The organism is Kitasatospora sp. NPDC101157 (genome assembly GCF_044768255.1).
Classification (GTDB): domain Bacteria; phylum Actinomycetota; class Actinomycetes; order Streptomycetales; family Streptomycetaceae; genus Kitasatospora.
Window position 1 is genome coordinate 486956 of the sequence record NZ_JBIWPL010000003.1, and the last position, 15997, is coordinate 502952.

Here is a 15997-nt window from a genome sequence, read left to right on the forward strand (position 1 = left end):
CTCCTCGAAACTCCCAGTTCCCTTCCAGGAGACCCGAATTGACGACCCAGAGCCTGGTGCCGGGCGCGGTCAAGATCCTCGTCGCCGGCGGCTTCGGCGTCGGGAAGACCACCATGGTCGGCTCGGTCAGCGAGATCGAACCGCTGCAGACCGAGGAGCGGATGACCCGAGCCAGCATCGGGATCGACAGCCTCGAAGGCGTCCAGGACAAGTCCACCACCACGGTGGCGATGGACTTCGGCCGGATCACCGTCCGCGAGGACCTGGTGCTCTACCTCTTCGGCACCCCGGGGCAGTTCCGGTTCTGGTTCATGTGGGACGACCTCGCGCTCGGCGCCCTCGGCGCGATCGTCCTCGCGGACACCCGGCGGCTCGAATCCAGCTTCGCCGCCGTGGACTTCTTCGAGCAGCGCGGCATCCCGTTCGCCATCGGGGTCAACTGCTTCCACGGCCGCCGCGAGGCCACCCCGGAGGACGTGCGCCGCGCCCTCGACCTCGGGCCGGAGGTGCCGGTGGTGCTGTGCGACGTCCGGGAGCGGGCGTCCAGCAAGGAACTGCTGCTCGCCCTGCTCGACCGGGTGCACCGGGACGCACTGACCGCCGGACGGCGGTGAGGCCGCGCCGGGCCCGGCGGCAGTGACCCGGCGCCCGGGCTAGGACTTGGCCGGGGTGAGTTCGGCGAGCGCGTCCACCAGCGGGGCCAGCTCGGGGAGTTCGGCGGCCTGGGTCAGGGTCGCCTCCAGGGTGGCGTCGTGCACCGGGCGGGCGGCCTCCAGCAGGGCGCGGCCCTCCGGCGTCAGCTCGGTGTAGATGCCGCGCCGGTCGTCCGCGCAGAGGTAGCGGCCCAGCAGGCCGCGGTCCTCCAGGCGGCTGACCAGCCGGGTGGTCGCGCTGCTGCTCAGCGCTGCCGCGCGGGCCAGCTGCTGCATCCGCATGTGCCAGCCGTCCTGCCGGGACAGCGCCTCCAGCACCGTGTACTCGACCACCGAGAGCCTGTGCTCCGCCTGGAGCGCCTTCTCCAGCGCGGCATCGATCAACCCGTGCAGTGCGGCGAGCGTCCGCCAGCCACTGGCCCGAACCTCGGCCGCGTCGTCGCGGATGGACATGGCTCGCCTTCCCTTCGCCCTGCTCCGTGTGCCCTGTGGTGTCTCCTCTCCCACAAGTATGCCAGTTGGCGCCGATAACCGGTCTCTGCAAATACTTCGACTGGAGGAGCCGCTACAGGGCTCGGACGCGCCGGTCGGTGATCACGCAGCGCCAACGAGCCGATGGACGGCCGGACATGGCCACCGCGTTGTGCCGTCAGCTCCTCCTACAGCTGTGCGGTCTGCGGGGCCTCCTCGGTCGCGGTTCCGTCGGCTCCCCGGTCAGCGCTTCCGTCGGCTCCCCACGCGGCCGAGCAGAGCGCGGTGGCCAGCGCCTCGGTGTAGTCCGCGGCGGCCAGCCAGGCCGTGGCGAAGGCGTCGTGATCATCCGGGACGATCCGGCCGAACACGTCCCGCTGCTGGTCCACCGCGGCCGCCCGCAGGCCGTCCAGGAGCTGGGCGGCGGTGGCCAGCCCGGCGGCGCGCAGCAGGCTCCGGTCGGCCGCCGCCGTGGTCGCGCTCGGGGCGAGGGCGGACCTGCCGGTGGTCACCGTCTGCGCCACCCGGCGGCCGAGCACGTGCACGGGCGGGCCCTCCGGGGGTGCGGTGGGGAGTGGGGACGGGGCCCCTGCCGGGTGATCGGCCGGGGTGTCGGTGGGCTGGAAGTCGGGGGATCTGAGGTCGGCGGATCGGAGGTCGGCGGTCTGCAGGCGCTCCAGGCCGAGGTTGGCCCGGCCCGCCCGGTCGGCGGCGAGGGCGAGGCGCACGGGCCCGGGCCGGTCGGAGGCGGGCTGGTCGGAGGTGTCCGGGGGTGTGCCGAGTGCGAGCAGGCGCAGTTGCGGGCGGTCCGCCCGCTCCAGGCGGCCGATCAACCGGAGCCGCAGGCCGGGGGCGGTGGCGAGCAGGGCGAGGTTGCCCCGGAAGGCCAGGTCGGGGTGCTCGTGCCCCGGGCACAGCGCGATCACCAGATCGCTCCCGGCGGCACGGGCGAGCAGTTGGGGCGCTCCGCCGGGGCCGGTCGGGGCGGTGCCGAGAAGGGCGACGTCCAGGAACAGCAGGTCGCTCCCGGCCGGGCGGCTCTCGTACGGCAGTTCCTGCGCCGCGAGGGCCCGCGCCACCTGCGTGGCGGGCGGCTCGGACCACAGCCGGGCCACCGGCTCCGCCGTCCAGTCCGCCCCGGCCGCGCGGACCGCCCGTACGGAGGCTCCGGCGCCCAGCCGTCCGGTGGCCGACCGCGTCGCGCCCTGGACGGCCAGCCCGGCACGGCTGAACTCGCGGTGGCTGAGCGCGGTGTCCCCCAGCCGCACCGTACGGTTGCCCGCCCCGACGGCCAGCGGGGCGGCGGTCGCGGCGTCACCGTGCGGGGTCACCTCGGCGACCGTGCTGAGCCGGCCTCCTGCCTCCACCGCCCACGTCACCGCGCCCGCGTGGGTCGCGGTGAGCACCGGCTCGGTGAACAGCCCGTACAGCCGCAGGCCGCCCTCCTCGGCGTAGGCCTGGCGGGCGGTGCCGCGCAGCGCGGGGAGCGGGGTGGGGTCGGGGGCGGCGAGGGGCGCGCTGAGGGCCACGGTGAGACCGAGCAGCTCGCGCAGGGTCGACACCAGGTCCGCCAGCCGGTGGTCGGGCGCGCCGGAACGCGCCGCGCGCAGCCTGGTCACCACCGTGACCGCCGCAGTGGCCGGACGGTACAGCCCCGCCACGCGCGCCCGGTGCGCGGCGCGCAGCAGTTCGGCCTGGGAGACGGCGCCCGCACCGCTGACCCCGGCGGCCAGCAGGGAGCAGGCGGCCCGGTGGAGGTGCCGGGCGGCGGCGAGTTCGGGCGGGGTGAGGGCGGCGGGTTCGGGTCGGGATGCCGAATCCGGTTCTGCCGGGCCCTCGGGTACCGAGGCATCGGCGGCTCCGGCGGCTCCGGCGGTTCCGGCGGTTCCGGCTCCGGCTCCGGCTCCGGCGGTTCCGGCTCCGGGCGCGTCCGAGGGGTCGACGTCGGCCTCGGTCGGCTCCGCCAGCGGGCAGAGGGTGACGGCTGCGGCGCGGTGGACGCAGGCCGGGGCCAGCAGGCAGCCGCACCGGACGTCGGCCGGCCCGGCGACGACCCCGCCCGGGGCGTGCAGGACGAGCAGGGCCTCCTCGTCCACCTGCACCCGCCACTCGTCGCCCTCCCGGGACAGCGGCCGCTGCGCCAGCTTCGCCGCCGCGCCGTCCAGCCGTTTCTGCAGCCGGGCGCTCAGGCCGGACACCACCTCGGCGACCACCTCGGGCCGGACGCCCGGCCAGCCGTTCTCCTGCGTCGTCGCGTTCATCGCACCTTCTCCCCCACCCAGCGGGCCAGTTCCAGCGGGCTCAGCGCCGCCACGGGCATGCCGGCCGCGACCAGTTGCTCCGCGACCGCCTTCGAGTACCGGGCCGTCCCGGTGTCGTCCAGTGCCGCGCAGCCGAGCAGGTGCACGCCGGAGTCCACCAGCGCCCGGGTCTGGGCGAGCAGCCCGTTGACCGGGCCGCCCTCCTCGAAGTCGCTGACCACCGCGACCAGCGTCCTCGACGGCACCGTCACCAGCTCGCGCGCGTAGCGCAACCCGGTGGCGATGCTGGTACCGCCGCCGACCCGCACCTCCAGCAGCAGGCTCAGCGGATCCGCCACCCGCTCCGTCAGGTCGAGGACCTCGGTGGAGAAGGCGACGAAGTGAGTGCTCAGCGAAGGCACCCCGGCCAGGATCGAGGCGGTGAGCGCCGCCCAGACCGTGGACGCCTCCATCGACCCCGACACGTCGACCACCAGGATCAGTCGCCAGTCGTGGGCCTGCCGCGCCCTGGTCCGGAACACCGGGCGCTCCGGCACGATCAGCGTGCCGGAGCCGTCCGGGGCGGGACGGGCGGTGGAGAGGTTGGCCCGGATGGTCCGGTGCAGGTCCAGCCCGCCGCCAGGACGCCGGGAGGGGGGCGGCACGCTGATCCCGGTCAGCGCCGGGCGCAGGGCGGTCGCCAGCTCTCGGCTCAACTCGTCCACCAGCCGCCGTACCAGAGGGCGCAGCCGCGCCACCCGGGCCTCGGGCAGGCCTCCCGCGTGGTCCAGCACCGTCCGCAGCAGGTCGACGGACGGGCGGACGGCGGACGGGTCGATCGCCTCCAGGACGTCCGTGCGGCCGTGGGCGACGGCGGCCGCGAGCACCTCCTCCCGCAGGCCGGGGCCGAACAGCGCCTCCAGTTCCTCCGCCCACTCGCGCACCCCGGGGAAGGGTGCCTCGCGACCGCCCCGGTCACCGAGGCCCGGGCCGGATCCCTCGCCGTGCCCGCCGCCGTACAACTCGTCGAGCGCGGTGGCGAGTCGGGCGCTGCGGCCGGACAGGCCGGCGGTGCCGGGGCGGCCCAGCAGGAGGCGCCAGCGCTCGGCGGGGGCGAGGGTGTGGGGGCCGGTGCCCAGGGGCTGGGCGGTGAGTGCGGGCGTGGGCGTGGGTGCGGACGCTGGTTGAGGGGTGGGTGCGGACGCTGGTTGGGGGGTTGGGGTCTGGTCCGTGGGTGCCTGTGGCGCCAGCCCCCGACGGGCGAGGACCGCGCGGGCGGCCAGGTCCGCGCGGACCCAGCTCGCCACCACAGCGGGGTCGGTGGCCTCCGGCAGGGCGGCGACGCGGGTGCCGAGCCGCTCCTCGACCAGGGCCAGCAGCCGGTCACGGGCGGCCGGGCTCAACGTGTCGAAACCGCCGCGCAGCGCGGGCAGCCGGTCCAGGAAGGCGGTGTCGGACAGTGACGTCACCCGCTCCAGCACGGGTTCGAGCGCCTCGGGCGCGCTGTCGAACAACCCCTCGGCGGCGGTCAACAACCCGACCAGCGCCCGCCCGAGCGACTGCCGCGCCCGTACGTCGGTCGCCCCGTCCACCCAGGACGCGGCCCTGCCACCGAAGACCCCGGCCGGTTCCTGCCCGAGCAGCACCCGCACCGCCCCGGCCGCACCCCGCACCAACGGGCTGCCCCGCTCCGCGAGTTCGCCCAGCACGTGCGCGAGCCGCAGCCCGCCCAGCCGATCCGCCCGCCGCGCCAGCTCCACCAGTGCCCGCGCGTCCGCCGGCTCGTCCGACCCGCCCAACCCCTCCACCTGCCGCACCGCGGCGGCGGTCAGCAGCTCCACGGCGGCGTGGAGGGGGGCGGCGGGGCGCTCTTCGACAACGACACTGCTGGACCCGAGCGTTGGGTCTGCCCCGCCGGAGACGGCCGTCGGCTCGCTGGAGGGCACCGTTCCCTCGGTGAGGCCGGGGAAATGGCCGGCGGTGAGGCGGTCGAGGAGGGTGAGGGCGTCGAGGAGGTCGGGGAGGGTGGCGGTGGTGGGGAGGGAGGCGGTGAGTTGGGTGAGGCGGGTGGTGGTGAGATCGGGGAGGGCGCAGGAGGCGGCGGCGGCGAGGCCGTCGATGATCTCGCGGGGGGTGGGGTCGTCGCCGAGTCGGGTGCGGAGGGTGCCCTCGGCGGCTTGGGCCGGGGTGACGCCTCGGGTGCCGGCGACGGTGAGCATGGCGGCGACGGCCGGGGTCCAGTGCAGGCGCCAGCGGGTGCCGAGGGTTTCGGTGCCGCCCGGGCCGGTGGTGGCCAGGGGCTCGGCGTAGGGGACGCCGCAGGCCGTGAGCCGGTGGAGGAGGACCTCGCGGCGGCGGTCCAGGGGGCTGCGCAGCGGGTCGAGGCGCAGTTCGCGCGGGCCCGGGTCGGCGGGTCCCGGCAGGCCGAGCTCGGCGAGCAGGGTCTCGACGGCGGGGGCGAGTCCGCTGCGCGGGGCGGCGGGGGTGGGGCGCCCGGTGCGGGTGCCGACCAGGACCTGTTCCAGGGCGCGGGCCACGGCCCGTCCTCGGCCGAGGGGTTCGCCCTGGGCGAGGACGGTCTGGACGGCTTCGACGAGTTCGCCTCGGCCGGGGGCGGAGTGGCCGCGCAGCCGGGCGAGGTCGCCGGTGAGGCGGACGATCTCGCGGGCGTCGGCCGGGCCGGAGGGGTGGTCCTGGGTGCGCAGGGCGGCGCAGATCCGGACGGCGGTGGCGGTGAGCGCCTCGGTGAGGCGCTCCGGGTCGCCCCCGGCGTCGAGGACGGTGTGCTGCCACTCCGGGTCGCGGATGCCGGCGGGGTAGCCGGAGCGGGCGTCGAGCAGCGGGTAGGTGTAGGGGATCAGTGAGAGCACGTGCCCGGCGTCGTCGGGGCGGGGCGGCGCCTCGGGGGCGATCGGCCCGTCCAGCAGGGCGGGGGCGTGGAAGGAGCCGACGACCGCGGCGACCCGGCGTCCGTCGGCCGAGGCGGCCCGGATGCGGGCGCGCATCCAGGCCTCGCGGCGCAGGTCGTACGGGTCGACTCCGGGGCCGGTCTCGGCGTCGTGCCGCAGCGCCCAGCCGACCAGGAGGGCGGCGCGCCGGACGGCATCCGGGGTGGAGCCGGGGGCGGCGGTCTCGACCAGGCGGTCCCAGAGGTCCTCGTCGGAGTCGCGGCCGGTGAGACGGTGGCGCAGGGCGTCCGCCACCCCCGGAGCCCTCGGCCCCTCGCCCTGACGGCGGTCGCGGGCACCGTCCGCGCCGTCCGCGCCGTCCGCGCCGCCCGGACCGCCGGGGCCGGTGCGGTGGGCGAGCGGGAGGTCGCAGGCGATGGCCTCGACGCCGTTGCGCCGGGCCCAGCGCAACGCGACGAGCTCCGGGGAGAAGTCGGCGAAGGGGTAGAAGGCGAGCCGGCCGGAGTCGTCCGGGCCGGCCGGGGCGGCGGCGAGGGCGACCGGGGCGGCGGCGAGGGCGACCGGGGCCTCGGTGGCCTCGTCGGCGAGCCGGTCGAGCCAGGGCTGGAACTCGGCGGGCAGTTCGACCAGGACCGCCTCGGGACGGGCGGCGTCGAGCAGCGCGGGGAGGACCGCGCTGAGGGACGGCGCGTGGTGGCGCACGCCGATCAGGTAGGGCCCGGGACGGTCGGTGCCGGAGCCGGCCAGCCGGTCGGTCTCGGCGCGGACGTCGAGGTCGGTGGCAGGTCGTCCGCCGGCCCCGAGGGGGCCGTCCGGGGTGGGCTTCACCGCGCTGCTCGTCATCGTCAGGCCTCCAGCGCCGAGCGGAGGTCCCACAGGGTGCGCCAGGTGGCGGCGCCCTGCTCGGCGCGGCGACGGACCGGGCCGTCCCAGTAGCCGAGCAGCCGGGCCGCGTCCGCCGGGTCGTCCTTGCGCACGACGCCGAGGAGTTGGCCGGGGAGGCGGCCGAGGAGGTCGCCGCCGTCGGAGAGGTAGGCGGCGGTGACGCCGAGCGCGGTGGCGACGGAGACGGCTTCGGCGGTGCTCATCACGGTGGACGGGCGCTCGACGTCCCAGCCCTCGGTGGAGCGGCCGGTGCGCAGGTCGCGGAAGGCGGTGACCAGGGCTTCCAGGACGGCGTCGTCGACGGCGTAGCCGGCGCCGGCCCGGGCGACGGCGGCGGTGGACTGGCGCCGGACCAGTTCGACCTCGGCGGCGAGGCTGCTGATCGGGCCGACCGTCTCGAAGTTGAACCGCCGCTTGAGGGCGGCGGACATCTCGCTGACGCCCTTGTCCCGCAGGTTGGCGGTGGCGATCAGGGTGAAGCCCGCGGCGGCGTGCAGCTGTCCGTCCGGGGTACCGGCCAACTCGGGGACGGCGATGCGCCGTTCGGAGAGCAGGGAGACCAGGGCGTCCTGCACCTCGGGCAGGCAGCGGGTCACCTCCTCGACCCGGGCGACGGCGCCGGTGGTCATCGCGGTGAGCACCGGGGAGGGGACGAGGGCTTCGCGGCTGGGGCCCTTGGCGAGCAGCAGGGCGTAGTTCCAGCCGTACTTGAGCTGGTCCTCGGTGGTGCCGGCGGTGCCCTGGACGGTGAGCGCGCTGGTGCCGCAGACGGCGGCGGCGAGCAGCTCGGAGAGCATCGACTTGGCGGTGCCGGGCTCGCCGACGAGCAGCAGGCCGCGCTCCCCGGCGAGGGTGACCACACAGCGTTCGACCAGGGCGCGCTCGCCGACGAACTTGGGCTCGATCACCAGGCTGCGGCGACCGGCCTTGAGCTTCTCGCCGCCGCTGCCCATGACGAAGGTGACGGCGGCGCGCGGGGTGAGGCGCCAGCCGGGCGGGCGCGGGCCGCCGTCGTGGGCGGCCAGGAACTCCAGTTCGGCGGCGTACTTCTCCTCGGGCGGGACGATCTGCCGTACCGGGGAGTCGGTGGTGGCGGTCATGGCGGTGATGGCGGTGGTGGTCATCGGCGGGCCTTCCTGCGCTTGCCGGTCTGGAGCTCTTCGTAGCCGGGGGCGTCGCCGTCGACGGTGCGCTGCCACGCGAGGGCGAACAGCTCCGGGACGGGCAGGTGCGGCAGCGCCGGCTGGTGGGTGGGCAGTTCGTAGAGGGCGGCCTTCCAGGTCTCCACCGGCAGGGCGGGCGACTTGGCCTCCTGCCAGCCGCCGGGCAGGAAGAGGCTGCGGCCGGCCCGGGAGCGCTTGGCCTCCAGCACCAGGCCGGAGGCGGCCAGTTCGGCGCGGGCGCGCTTGAGCCGGGCGGGCTTCCAGCCCGTCCAGCGGGCGGTGTTGCGGTCGGTCGGGTCGGGCAGGGCGAGCAGTTGGAGGTGGAGCGCGGCCGCGTCCTCGCCGAGGCCGTGGGTGCGGGCCGCTTCGGTGACCAGCTCGGGGGCGGACAGCTGCGGGTTCTGCAGCCAGGCCGGGCCGTCGCCGGTGGCCGTCACCGCGGCGGCGGAGGCGGCCAGGCGCTCCGGTTCGCCGCGCAGGACGGACTGGATCGAGGCTCGCTCGGTGCCGAACCAGTAGCTGTCGGAGAGCCCGTCGAGCAGTTCGAGCAGCGGGTCGTCCGGGCCGGTGAGGGCGGCCGGGCGCAGCCAGACCCGCTCGAACTCGTTGTGGTACGGGGTGAGAACGAGCGCCGGACCGCAGCGGACCAGGCCGTCCGGGTCGGCACCGCCCTCGGCGGGCAGGCCGAAGTGGGGGCGCAGCACGGCGGCCAGCGAGGTGCCCTTGGCGGTGCGGACGAGGTCGAGGTCGAGCAGCAGCTCCGGATCGGCCAGCCGCTCGCGCAGCGCGGTGGCGGCCCGGGGCATCAGCGGGCGCAGCGGGCTGTCGGCGGGCAGGTGGTAGGCGAGCCAGCGCAGGGCGCGGATGGTGGTGTTCAGGGCGCCGGAGGCGGGGACGGCGGAGGCGTCCTCGGGGGCCAGTCGGGGGGTGCCGTGGCCCTCGTCGATGAGCCGGAAGGTGGTGGTGCCGGTCAGCCAGGGGGTGTGGCCGGGGTTGAGCACCGCCTCGATGGTGGTGATGGGCACGCCCTGGACGGTGGCCTGCGCGTCCTCGGGGAGGGTGACGAGGCGTCCGAAGTGGCGGATCCAGGCCTCGGCGCCGGCGGCGAGGTCGGGGCCCTCGGTCCACAGCCGCTTGGGGTCGTCGGCGGGCACCAGGGCGCCCCAGACCGCGGCGATGCCGTCGTGGTCGTGTCCGCGCAGCCAGTGCTGGGCGGCCTTGACCTCGGCGGGCTTGAGGCCGTACTCGGCGGGCAGCTGGGCGTTGCCCCACTGCAGGAGGCCGGGCGGCGGGCTGAGCAGCAGGGTGGCGCGGGCGGTGCCGATGCCGGTGAGTTCGGCGAAGGCGGCGGCACGGGCCTGGTCCCAGGGGACGGCCCGGCGCAGGACGGCGAGCCGCCAGAACTTGGCGGTCCAGGCGGCGCTGAGCCGCTCCTCGGTGCCGCGCTCCACGACGGTGGTGAAGTGGGCGACCGGGCCGAACTCGCCGCTCGGGTCGTGGTCGACGGCGAGCCAGTGCACCGTGCCGTCGGTGTACTGGCGGCGGTGGCCGAGGATGACCACGGTGCGGTCGCCGCGGCGCAGCACCTCTCCCGCGCGGTGGCCCGCCGGCCGGCTGTCCCTGGTGCTGTCGGCCGGTTCGGCGAGGACGATCTCGCGCAGGGTGGCGCCGCGCTCGGCGAGCGGGCCCTTGGTCAGTTCGCCGAGCAGCAGCACCAGCGAGGAGCGGTGGGCCGGATCGGTGAGCGGCGCGGCGGCGGCGTGGGCCAGGACGTCCAGTCGGCCGAGCAGGTGCAGCCAGCCGTGGTTGGCGTCGCCGCCCCGCACGGTGACGGTCGCCGGGGTGCTCCAGCCTTCGCCGCTAGCGGGGGGCGGATCGGCGAGGACGGCGCTGACGGCGCGCAGGTTGTTGAGCGTCCAGTAGCGGTCGGCGCTGCCCCAGCCGCCGAAGCCACCGGTTCCGGGCAGCACGGCGTCGACGGCGGCGCGCAGTTCGTGGTCGCGGCCGCGCTCGGGCCGGTACTCGGCGGCCTCGGCTTCGGCGGGCCGTTCGGCGTCGGGCTGCGGGAGGAACCGGGCCGCCCGGTCGAGCAGGTCGGCGGCGGCGCGGGCGAGACCGGCGACGCCGGCCAGCAGCAGCGGGTGGGTGACGCCGGGCAGGGCGGCGCCGACCGCCTCGACGGGGAGGCTGTTGCGGGCCTCGCCGCGCTGGGCGAGCGGGCGCCGGACGCCCTGGACGGTCAGCCACCGCTGTTCGTCCTCCGGGACGGGTTCGGTGTCGACGGGCCAGGCGAGGTCGATCAGTCGGGCGGCCTGCTCGGTGGTCAGGGCGCGCAGCACCCGGGAGCCGGCCTCGTCGCGGGGCCGCAGGGCGTGCCAGTGGTCGTACGGCGGGACGAGCGCCGTACCGGCGGCGGCGAGGCCGCCCGCCCGGCAGGAGTGCAGCTCGGTGGTGCGGTCCGAACGGTCGGCGAGGTCGGGCAGGTTGAGGGCGAGGTGCTCGCCGGTGCGGCTGACCACCGGGCCGTGCGCGCCGGGCAGGGCGAGCCGGCCGACCGGGAGGACGTGGGTGTCGTCGCGGCCGTTCAGTGGCAGGACGATGCGCTGCCCGTCGGCGGTGAAGGTGGTGGCGGCGCGGCCGGGCTCGGTGCGGACCCAGCTGCCGAGCACGGTGCCGTCGGTGCCGAGCGGGGTGCTCTCCAGGCCGGGCTGCAGCGGCAGCAGCCGGGTGCTGCCGAGGACGAGTCGGCCGGCCTCGGCGGTGGCGGCGATCAGGGGCGGCTCGGCGGTGCGGCCCAGTGCGCCGGTGGCCGGGTCGAGTTCGCGCAGGACGGGGCCGTCGTGGGCGTGCCGCACCGTCCAGTGGCCGGTGCCGTCGCCGAGGACGGGGTGCTCCTCGGGCAGCCGGGTGTCGCCGGGGTGGAGCGGGCGCGTGCCGGTGGTGCGGCCGCCGCCGGCCACGGGGAGGGACGGTGCCTCCGGGTGGCGTTCGCCGTAGTAGTAGCCGGCGATCCTCGGGCCCTCCAGCTCGAAGGTCTGTTCCGGTCGGCCGGACCAGTACGCCTGCTGCTTCCCCTCCTGGTACCAGACGACGAGGAGTTCGCCGTCGACGAAGCGCAGCCGGGGCCTGTTCCGGTTCCGGTTCCGGTCCGCCGTGGGCAGCCGCAGGGTGTGCTCCAGCACGATGCCCTGGGGGCCGACCACGAGGGCCCGGTCGTGGCGGGCGAGGATGAGGTACGGCCAGGCGTCCTCGACGGTCAGGTCGTCCAGGCCGCGCGGGCGGTGTCCGGGGGCGGTGTCCGGGAGGGCGTCGGGGGCGGGCGGGTCGGCGAGCCGGCCGAGCGCCTCCTCCAGGGCGGGCCAGCCGAGTTCGTCGAGGATGCCGGTGCCGAGGGCACGGGTGAGCAGCCCGGTGACGTCGAGCGCGGCGATCCGCTCGGCGGCGGCCGGGGCGACGGTGCGGATGGCGGTGCGGAACTGCGCCAGGGAGCGGACCAGGTCGTCGGCGCCGGCCAGGCCCCGGACGGTGGCGAGTTCGTCGGCGCGCTCCTCGGCCCACTCCGTGAACAGCTCGTTCAGCAGCGGCAGGACGGCGGCCCCGCGCTGGACGGCCGGCTCCCAGGCGGCCGGGGCGGCGCGGCGCAGCAGCGGCCGGAAGCGCTCGTCGGCCGCGACGGCCGCGAGGGCGGCGGCGTCCTGGCCGCTCTGGCCGACCCACTCGCGCAGGTCGAAGCCCAGGCCGGCCGGCGGGTCGGCGACCGGGACGCCCTCGGCGAGCAGCAGGTTCAGCAGGTCGAGTCGGGTGTGGCTGACCCGGATGCCGGTGAACAGGTCGACCGGGGTGGCGTCGGCGCGCAGCCGCTCGACCATCCGCCCGGCCAGGGCGAGGGTGGCCGGGCAGCTGGGGCGCCTGCGCCAGCCGCGGCCGAGGTGGTGGCACCAGCGCTGGAGCCAGGCGGCGGCGGGCTCGGCGCCCTCGGCTCGGGGGCCGGTGAGCAGTTCCTCCGCGCCGGTCTCGGCCAGGACGGCCAGCCAGGCGGTGTCGTGCGGCGCGGAGTCGGTGCCGGAGGCGGTCGGGTCGGGCAGCAGCTCCAGCAGGCGGGTTCGGACCGCGGCGTCGTTCCGGCCCAGGTCGATCAGCGCGCCGTGCCAGGACTTCCAGAACGCCGCGGGCGCCCGGTTGACCGCCGGGGAGTCCAGCAGCTCGGCGAGCAGCGCCCGTTCGTGCTCCGTGCGGTCCAGTCCGGCGGCCCGGAGCAGCACGCGGGCGTCCTCGGCGACCCCGGCGTAGGGGGCCATGCCGGCGGCGGAGCGCTCGGTGCACAGCTGGCGGAAGCGCTGCCAGGCGGTCAGCGGGTCGAGCCGCTGGGCGAGCTCCTTGACGTACTGGCGCAGGGACTTGACGGTGAGCGCGCCGGCCAGGGCGAACTCCAGGAAGACGGCGCGCAGCCGCTCCTCGTCCACGGCCAGGTTGTGGGTGCGCTCGGCCTCGCGGGCCTTGCCGAACCAGGCGGCGGCGTACGTCCGGTTGTCGTGGGCGAGGAAGATCCGGCCGACCTCCTCGCAGAAGGTGGGCAGGAAGTGCGGCACGGCGCGGCCGAGCCGGGTGGCGAGCGCGTCGAAGCCGTCCTTGGCGGCGCCGGGCTTGGAGCGGGCCTGGCGGGCCAGCCGCTCCAGGTCCTTGACCAGGGCGAGCGCGTGGTGCCCGTTGGCGGGGTCGTGGACCAGCGCCCAGGCCGGGAAGCCGAGGGCCTCCTGGCGGACCTGGCCGACCTCGGCGGGATCACCCTCGGGGGCGAGGCCGAGGAACTCCAGGGCGAGGTCCTCGGCGGGGCCGAGCGCACCGGGGACCAGCCGGACGATCCGGCGGCCGTCCAGGGCGGGGTGGGCGTAGCCGCGGGCGGTCAGCACGTCGGCGGCGCTGTCGGGGCGTCCGGCACCCGGCAGCGTGCCGGGCGGCAGGACGGCGCCGGCGTCGAGCAGCGCCTCGGGCGTCGCGGCGCCCGGGTTCGGGACGGTGGTGGTCATGCGGCGTCCTCCCCTTCGATCGTGCGGCCCGCGTACAGGGCGGCGGCCATCCTCATGCCCTCGGACCAGGCGACCGGTCCGACCTCGGCGAGCGGCAGGGCGCGGCCGTCGGGGCCGGCCCAGCTGAGCGCGCCCGTCTCACAGGCGTCGTACTCGTAGTAGTCGCCGACCCACACCCGGGCCTCGACGGTACGGCCGCCCTCGGTGATCGGCTGCACCGCGGAGCCGCCGCGGACCCGGCAGCCGAGCCGGGTGCAGCGCCCGACCAGTTCGCGCAGTTCGCGGTAGCGGCCGCCGGCGTAGGTGGTGACCTCGGTGCCGGCCGACGGTCCGTCGGGCCGGTGCCAGACCTCGCGGTAGAGCTGCTGGACGCGCTGGGAGACGCCGAGTTCGACGGCGAACTCGCGCAGGTCGTCGAGGTCCGGGAGGAGCACCGGGTGGGGTATCAGGACCTCGCCGTCGGTGAGGCGGACGGTGTCGCCGTCGAGGTCGACCAGGCCGAGCCCGCGTTCGGCGTCCGCGTCGCGCAGGAAGCCGGCGACGGCACCGTCCGGTCCGGTGACCACGACGTCCCGCAGGACGGACCGCCACGCGTCGTCGGGCCAGACGGCGGCGAGCACGGCGGCGGGCACCGGCAGCGAGCGCACCATCCACCGCTCGACGTCCTCCTGACAGCGGCGCTCGTGCGCGGCGAGCCATTCGGAGAGCTGCTTGAGCTGGGTGACCACCGGGTCGTCACCGAGCTTCGGCGGCAGCGTCTTGAGCGCGCGCCCCGCGGCGTTGCGGCACACCACCCTGCCGTCCTCGTCGAGCGCGACGCGGTACCCTCCCGCGTCCGTCTCCACCCATGCCACGGCCGTACTCCTCCCACCGGGAACCACCTGCTGATCACGTGCTGACCAGCGATGCGAGGAACGTAGCGAGCGGTACTGACAACTCGGCGGGCGGGGGGAGGCCGGCGCTGAGCAGCGGAGTTGAAACCACTCGAACGAGCGATCGATCCCCGACGGCGGGCGGCGCGATCCCGCCCACGGTGGCGCTGCTGGTGCACACCATGGGCCCGGGTCGACCGGGGAACCCCAGCTGCAACCCCGTCTTCGTCGACCTGCTCGCCGACCGCCTCCTCCCCTGGGCCGCTTCCGAGTTCGGCGTCACGACCGATCCGCGCGCCACCGTGATCGCGGGCCAGAGCGCGGGCGGGCTCACCGCTGCCTTCGCCGTGTACCGACGGCCCGAGCGGTTCGGCAACACACTCTCCCAGTCCGGCTCCTTCTGGTGGCCGGACGGCACCGAGTTCGACTCCGCCAGCGAGTGGCTCACCCGTCGCTTCGCCGCCGAACCACGGCGCGAGGCCCGCTTCCACCTCGAAGTCGGCCTCCAGGAACGGATGTCGCTCACCCAGAACCGGCACCTGCGCGATGTCCTCACCGCCCGGGGCTACGACGTCGGGTACCGCGAGTTCAACGGCGGCCACGACTACGCCTGCCGGCGCGGCGGCCTGGCCGACGGGCTGGCGCACCTGCTGGGATCACCCACATGGACGGTTTCGGTCGGTTCGCACACCCCCGAGCCATCGGATGCCTAACGTCGGGAGTCCACACCCGATGACCTTGGGGGGTCAGCGATGAACGCGTCCTCGTCCGCCACGCCGCCGCCGATGTCGTGGCAGTACTGCGGCGACCAGATCAAGCTCTGGCGCGCCCGCGCCGGAGTCAGCCGTGAGGATCTCGCGGCGGCGGCCGGGTACAGCTACGAGGGCCTGCGGTCGATGGAGGCAGGACGGCGGAAGCCCTCGCTGCACCTGTTGCAGGTGGCGGACGAGATGTGCGGCGCGAAGGGGATCCTGGTGGCGGGAGCACCGTTTCTGAAGCCGGAGAAGTACCCGCATTTCGCTGAGGATTTCATGCGATACGAGGCCGTCGCCGTCGTCCACAGCTCCTACGAGAACGAGCTCATCCCAGGCCTGCTTCAGACCGAGGAGACCGTCCGGTCACTCCTGCACGCACACTGGCCGCCCATGGACGACGAAACGGTGGAGGAACGCGTCGCTGCCCGTCTTCAGCGACAGGAACTGCTGAAGATCCAGACCAGGTCGTTCAACTTCCTGATCGAGGAGCACGTCCTGCGGCGCCCGCTCCACGGCATCGAGGAACATCAGCGCCAGCTCCTTCACCTCCTGAACATGGGCAAACCTCGCCATGTCGCGATCCAGGTAGTGCCGAGCGTAGGAGCCCACCCCGGCCTCAACGGGCCCTTCGTTCTGCTTGAGACGCCCGAGCATGAACGTCTCGCGTACGAGGAGGGTCAGACGATGGGCTTGCTCTTCTCGGAGCCCGACAAGGTCAACCAGCTTTCCCAGCGGCATGCAATGATCCTTCGGCAGGCTCTCAGCCCCGAGGCCTCGACAAAGTTCATCGGCAAGCTCGCGGAGGAACTATGAGCACCGAACTGGCCTGGTTCAAGTCCAGCCACAGCGGCACCGAAGGCGGAAACTGCGTAGAGATCGCTGTCAGCCCCGGCACCGTCCGCGTCCGCGACTCGAAGGACACAACCGGCCCCCAGCTCGCCTTCACTGCCGAGGCCTGGGCCGACTTCGTCGAGTTCACCCGAATCGATCCTCCCGCCGTGGGCTGACGCCACCGCACAGGC

General features: G+C 75.7%; 9 protein-coding genes and 1 pseudogene. 4 read left to right on the forward strand and 6 right to left on the reverse strand.

Annotated elements, in window-relative coordinates; translation table 11 throughout:
• Nucleotides 1–38 precede the first annotated feature (38 nt).
• On the forward strand, nt 39–614 hold the full coding sequence (locus ACIRVF_RS08980) for a GTP-binding protein (RefSeq protein WP_402815602.1): 576 nt from the start codon (nt 39–41) through the stop codon (nt 612–614).
• 39 nt (nt 615–653) lie between these two features.
• Here ACIRVF_RS08980 and ACIRVF_RS08985 read toward each other — a convergent pair whose 3' ends face one another.
• From ACIRVF_RS08985 to ACIRVF_RS09010, 6 genes are all read right to left on the reverse strand, one after another.
• Nucleotides 654–1106: a MarR family winged helix-turn-helix transcriptional regulator gene (locus ACIRVF_RS08985; protein WP_402815603.1), complete on the reverse strand. Its 453-nt coding sequence runs from the start codon at nt 1104–1106 to the stop codon at nt 654–656.
• 206 nt (nt 1107–1312) lie between these two features.
• Nucleotides 1313–3385: a hypothetical protein gene (locus ACIRVF_RS08990; RefSeq protein ID WP_402815604.1), complete on the reverse strand. Its 2073-nt coding sequence runs from the start codon at nt 3383–3385 to the stop codon at nt 1313–1315.
• Nucleotides 3382–7116 (reverse strand): DUF5682 family protein, encoded by a 3735-nt coding sequence (locus tag ACIRVF_RS08995; protein WP_402815605.1) that lies wholly within the window; start codon nt 7114–7116, stop codon nt 3382–3384. The genes ACIRVF_RS08990 and ACIRVF_RS08995 overlap by 4 nt, the downstream gene beginning before the upstream one ends.
• 2 nt (nt 7117–7118) lie before the next feature.
• Complete coding sequence (locus ACIRVF_RS09000; RefSeq protein ID WP_402815606.1) at nt 7119–8282, reverse strand: AAA family ATPase; 1164 nt, start codon at nt 8280–8282, stop codon at nt 7119–7121.
• Complete coding sequence (locus ACIRVF_RS09005; RefSeq protein WP_402815607.1) at nt 8279–13348, reverse strand: hypothetical protein; 5070 nt, start codon at nt 13346–13348, stop codon at nt 8279–8281. The genes ACIRVF_RS09000 and ACIRVF_RS09005 overlap by 4 nt, the downstream gene beginning before the upstream one ends.
• Entirely contained in the window at nt 13345–14202 is an 858-nt protein-coding gene (locus ACIRVF_RS09010) for a DUF4132 domain-containing protein (RefSeq protein WP_402815608.1), read from the reverse strand. The genes ACIRVF_RS09005 and ACIRVF_RS09010 overlap by 4 nt, the downstream gene beginning before the upstream one ends.
• A 155-nt stretch (nt 14203–14357) precedes the next feature.
• Between ACIRVF_RS09010 and ACIRVF_RS09015 the strand changes: the two are divergent.
• From ACIRVF_RS09015 to ACIRVF_RS09025, 3 genes and pseudogenes are all read left to right on the forward strand, one after another.
• Nucleotides 14358–14933 (forward strand): annotated as a pseudogene (locus ACIRVF_RS09015) (alpha/beta hydrolase); the annotation flags it as partial.
• Between the two features lie 39 nt (nt 14934–14972).
• Complete coding sequence (locus tag ACIRVF_RS09020) at nt 14973–15788, forward strand: Scr1 family TA system antitoxin-like transcriptional regulator (RefSeq protein WP_402815609.1); 816 nt, start codon at nt 14973–14975, stop codon at nt 15786–15788.
• Nucleotides 15785–15982 (forward strand): DUF397 domain-containing protein, encoded by a 198-nt coding sequence (locus ACIRVF_RS09025; protein ID WP_402815610.1) that lies wholly within the window; start codon nt 15785–15787, stop codon nt 15980–15982. Before ACIRVF_RS09020 ends, ACIRVF_RS09025 begins: the two co-directional genes overlap by 4 nt.
• Nucleotides 15983–15997 lie beyond the last annotated feature (15 nt).

Bases quoted from the DNA above. Each gene is read 5' to 3' on its own strand.
- ACIRVF_RS08990 (WP_402815604.1), bottom strand. From the start codon at position 3,385: ATGAACGCGACGACGCAGGAGAACGGCTGGCCGGGCGTCCGGCCCGAG.
- ACIRVF_RS09005 (WP_402815607.1), bottom strand. From the start codon at position 13,348: ATGACCACCACCGTCCCGAACCCGGGCGCCGCGACGCCCGAGGCGCTG.
- ACIRVF_RS09020 (WP_402815609.1), top strand. From the start codon at position 14,973: ATGAACGCGTCCTCGTCCGCCACGCCGCCGCCGATGTCGTGGCAGTAC.
- ACIRVF_RS09025 (WP_402815610.1), top strand. From the start codon at position 15,785: ATGAGCACCGAACTGGCCTGGTTCAAGTCCAGCCACAGCGGCACCGAA.
- ACIRVF_RS08985 (WP_402815603.1), bottom strand. From the start codon at position 1,106: ATGTCCATCCGCGACGACGCGGCCGAGGTTCGGGCCAGTGGCTGGCGG.
- ACIRVF_RS08995 (WP_402815605.1), bottom strand. From the start codon at position 7,116: ATGACGAGCAGCGCGGTGAAGCCCACCCCGGACGGCCCCCTCGGGGCC.
- ACIRVF_RS09000 (WP_402815606.1), bottom strand. From the start codon at position 8,282: ATGACCACCACCGCCATCACCGCCATGACCGCCACCACCGACTCCCCG.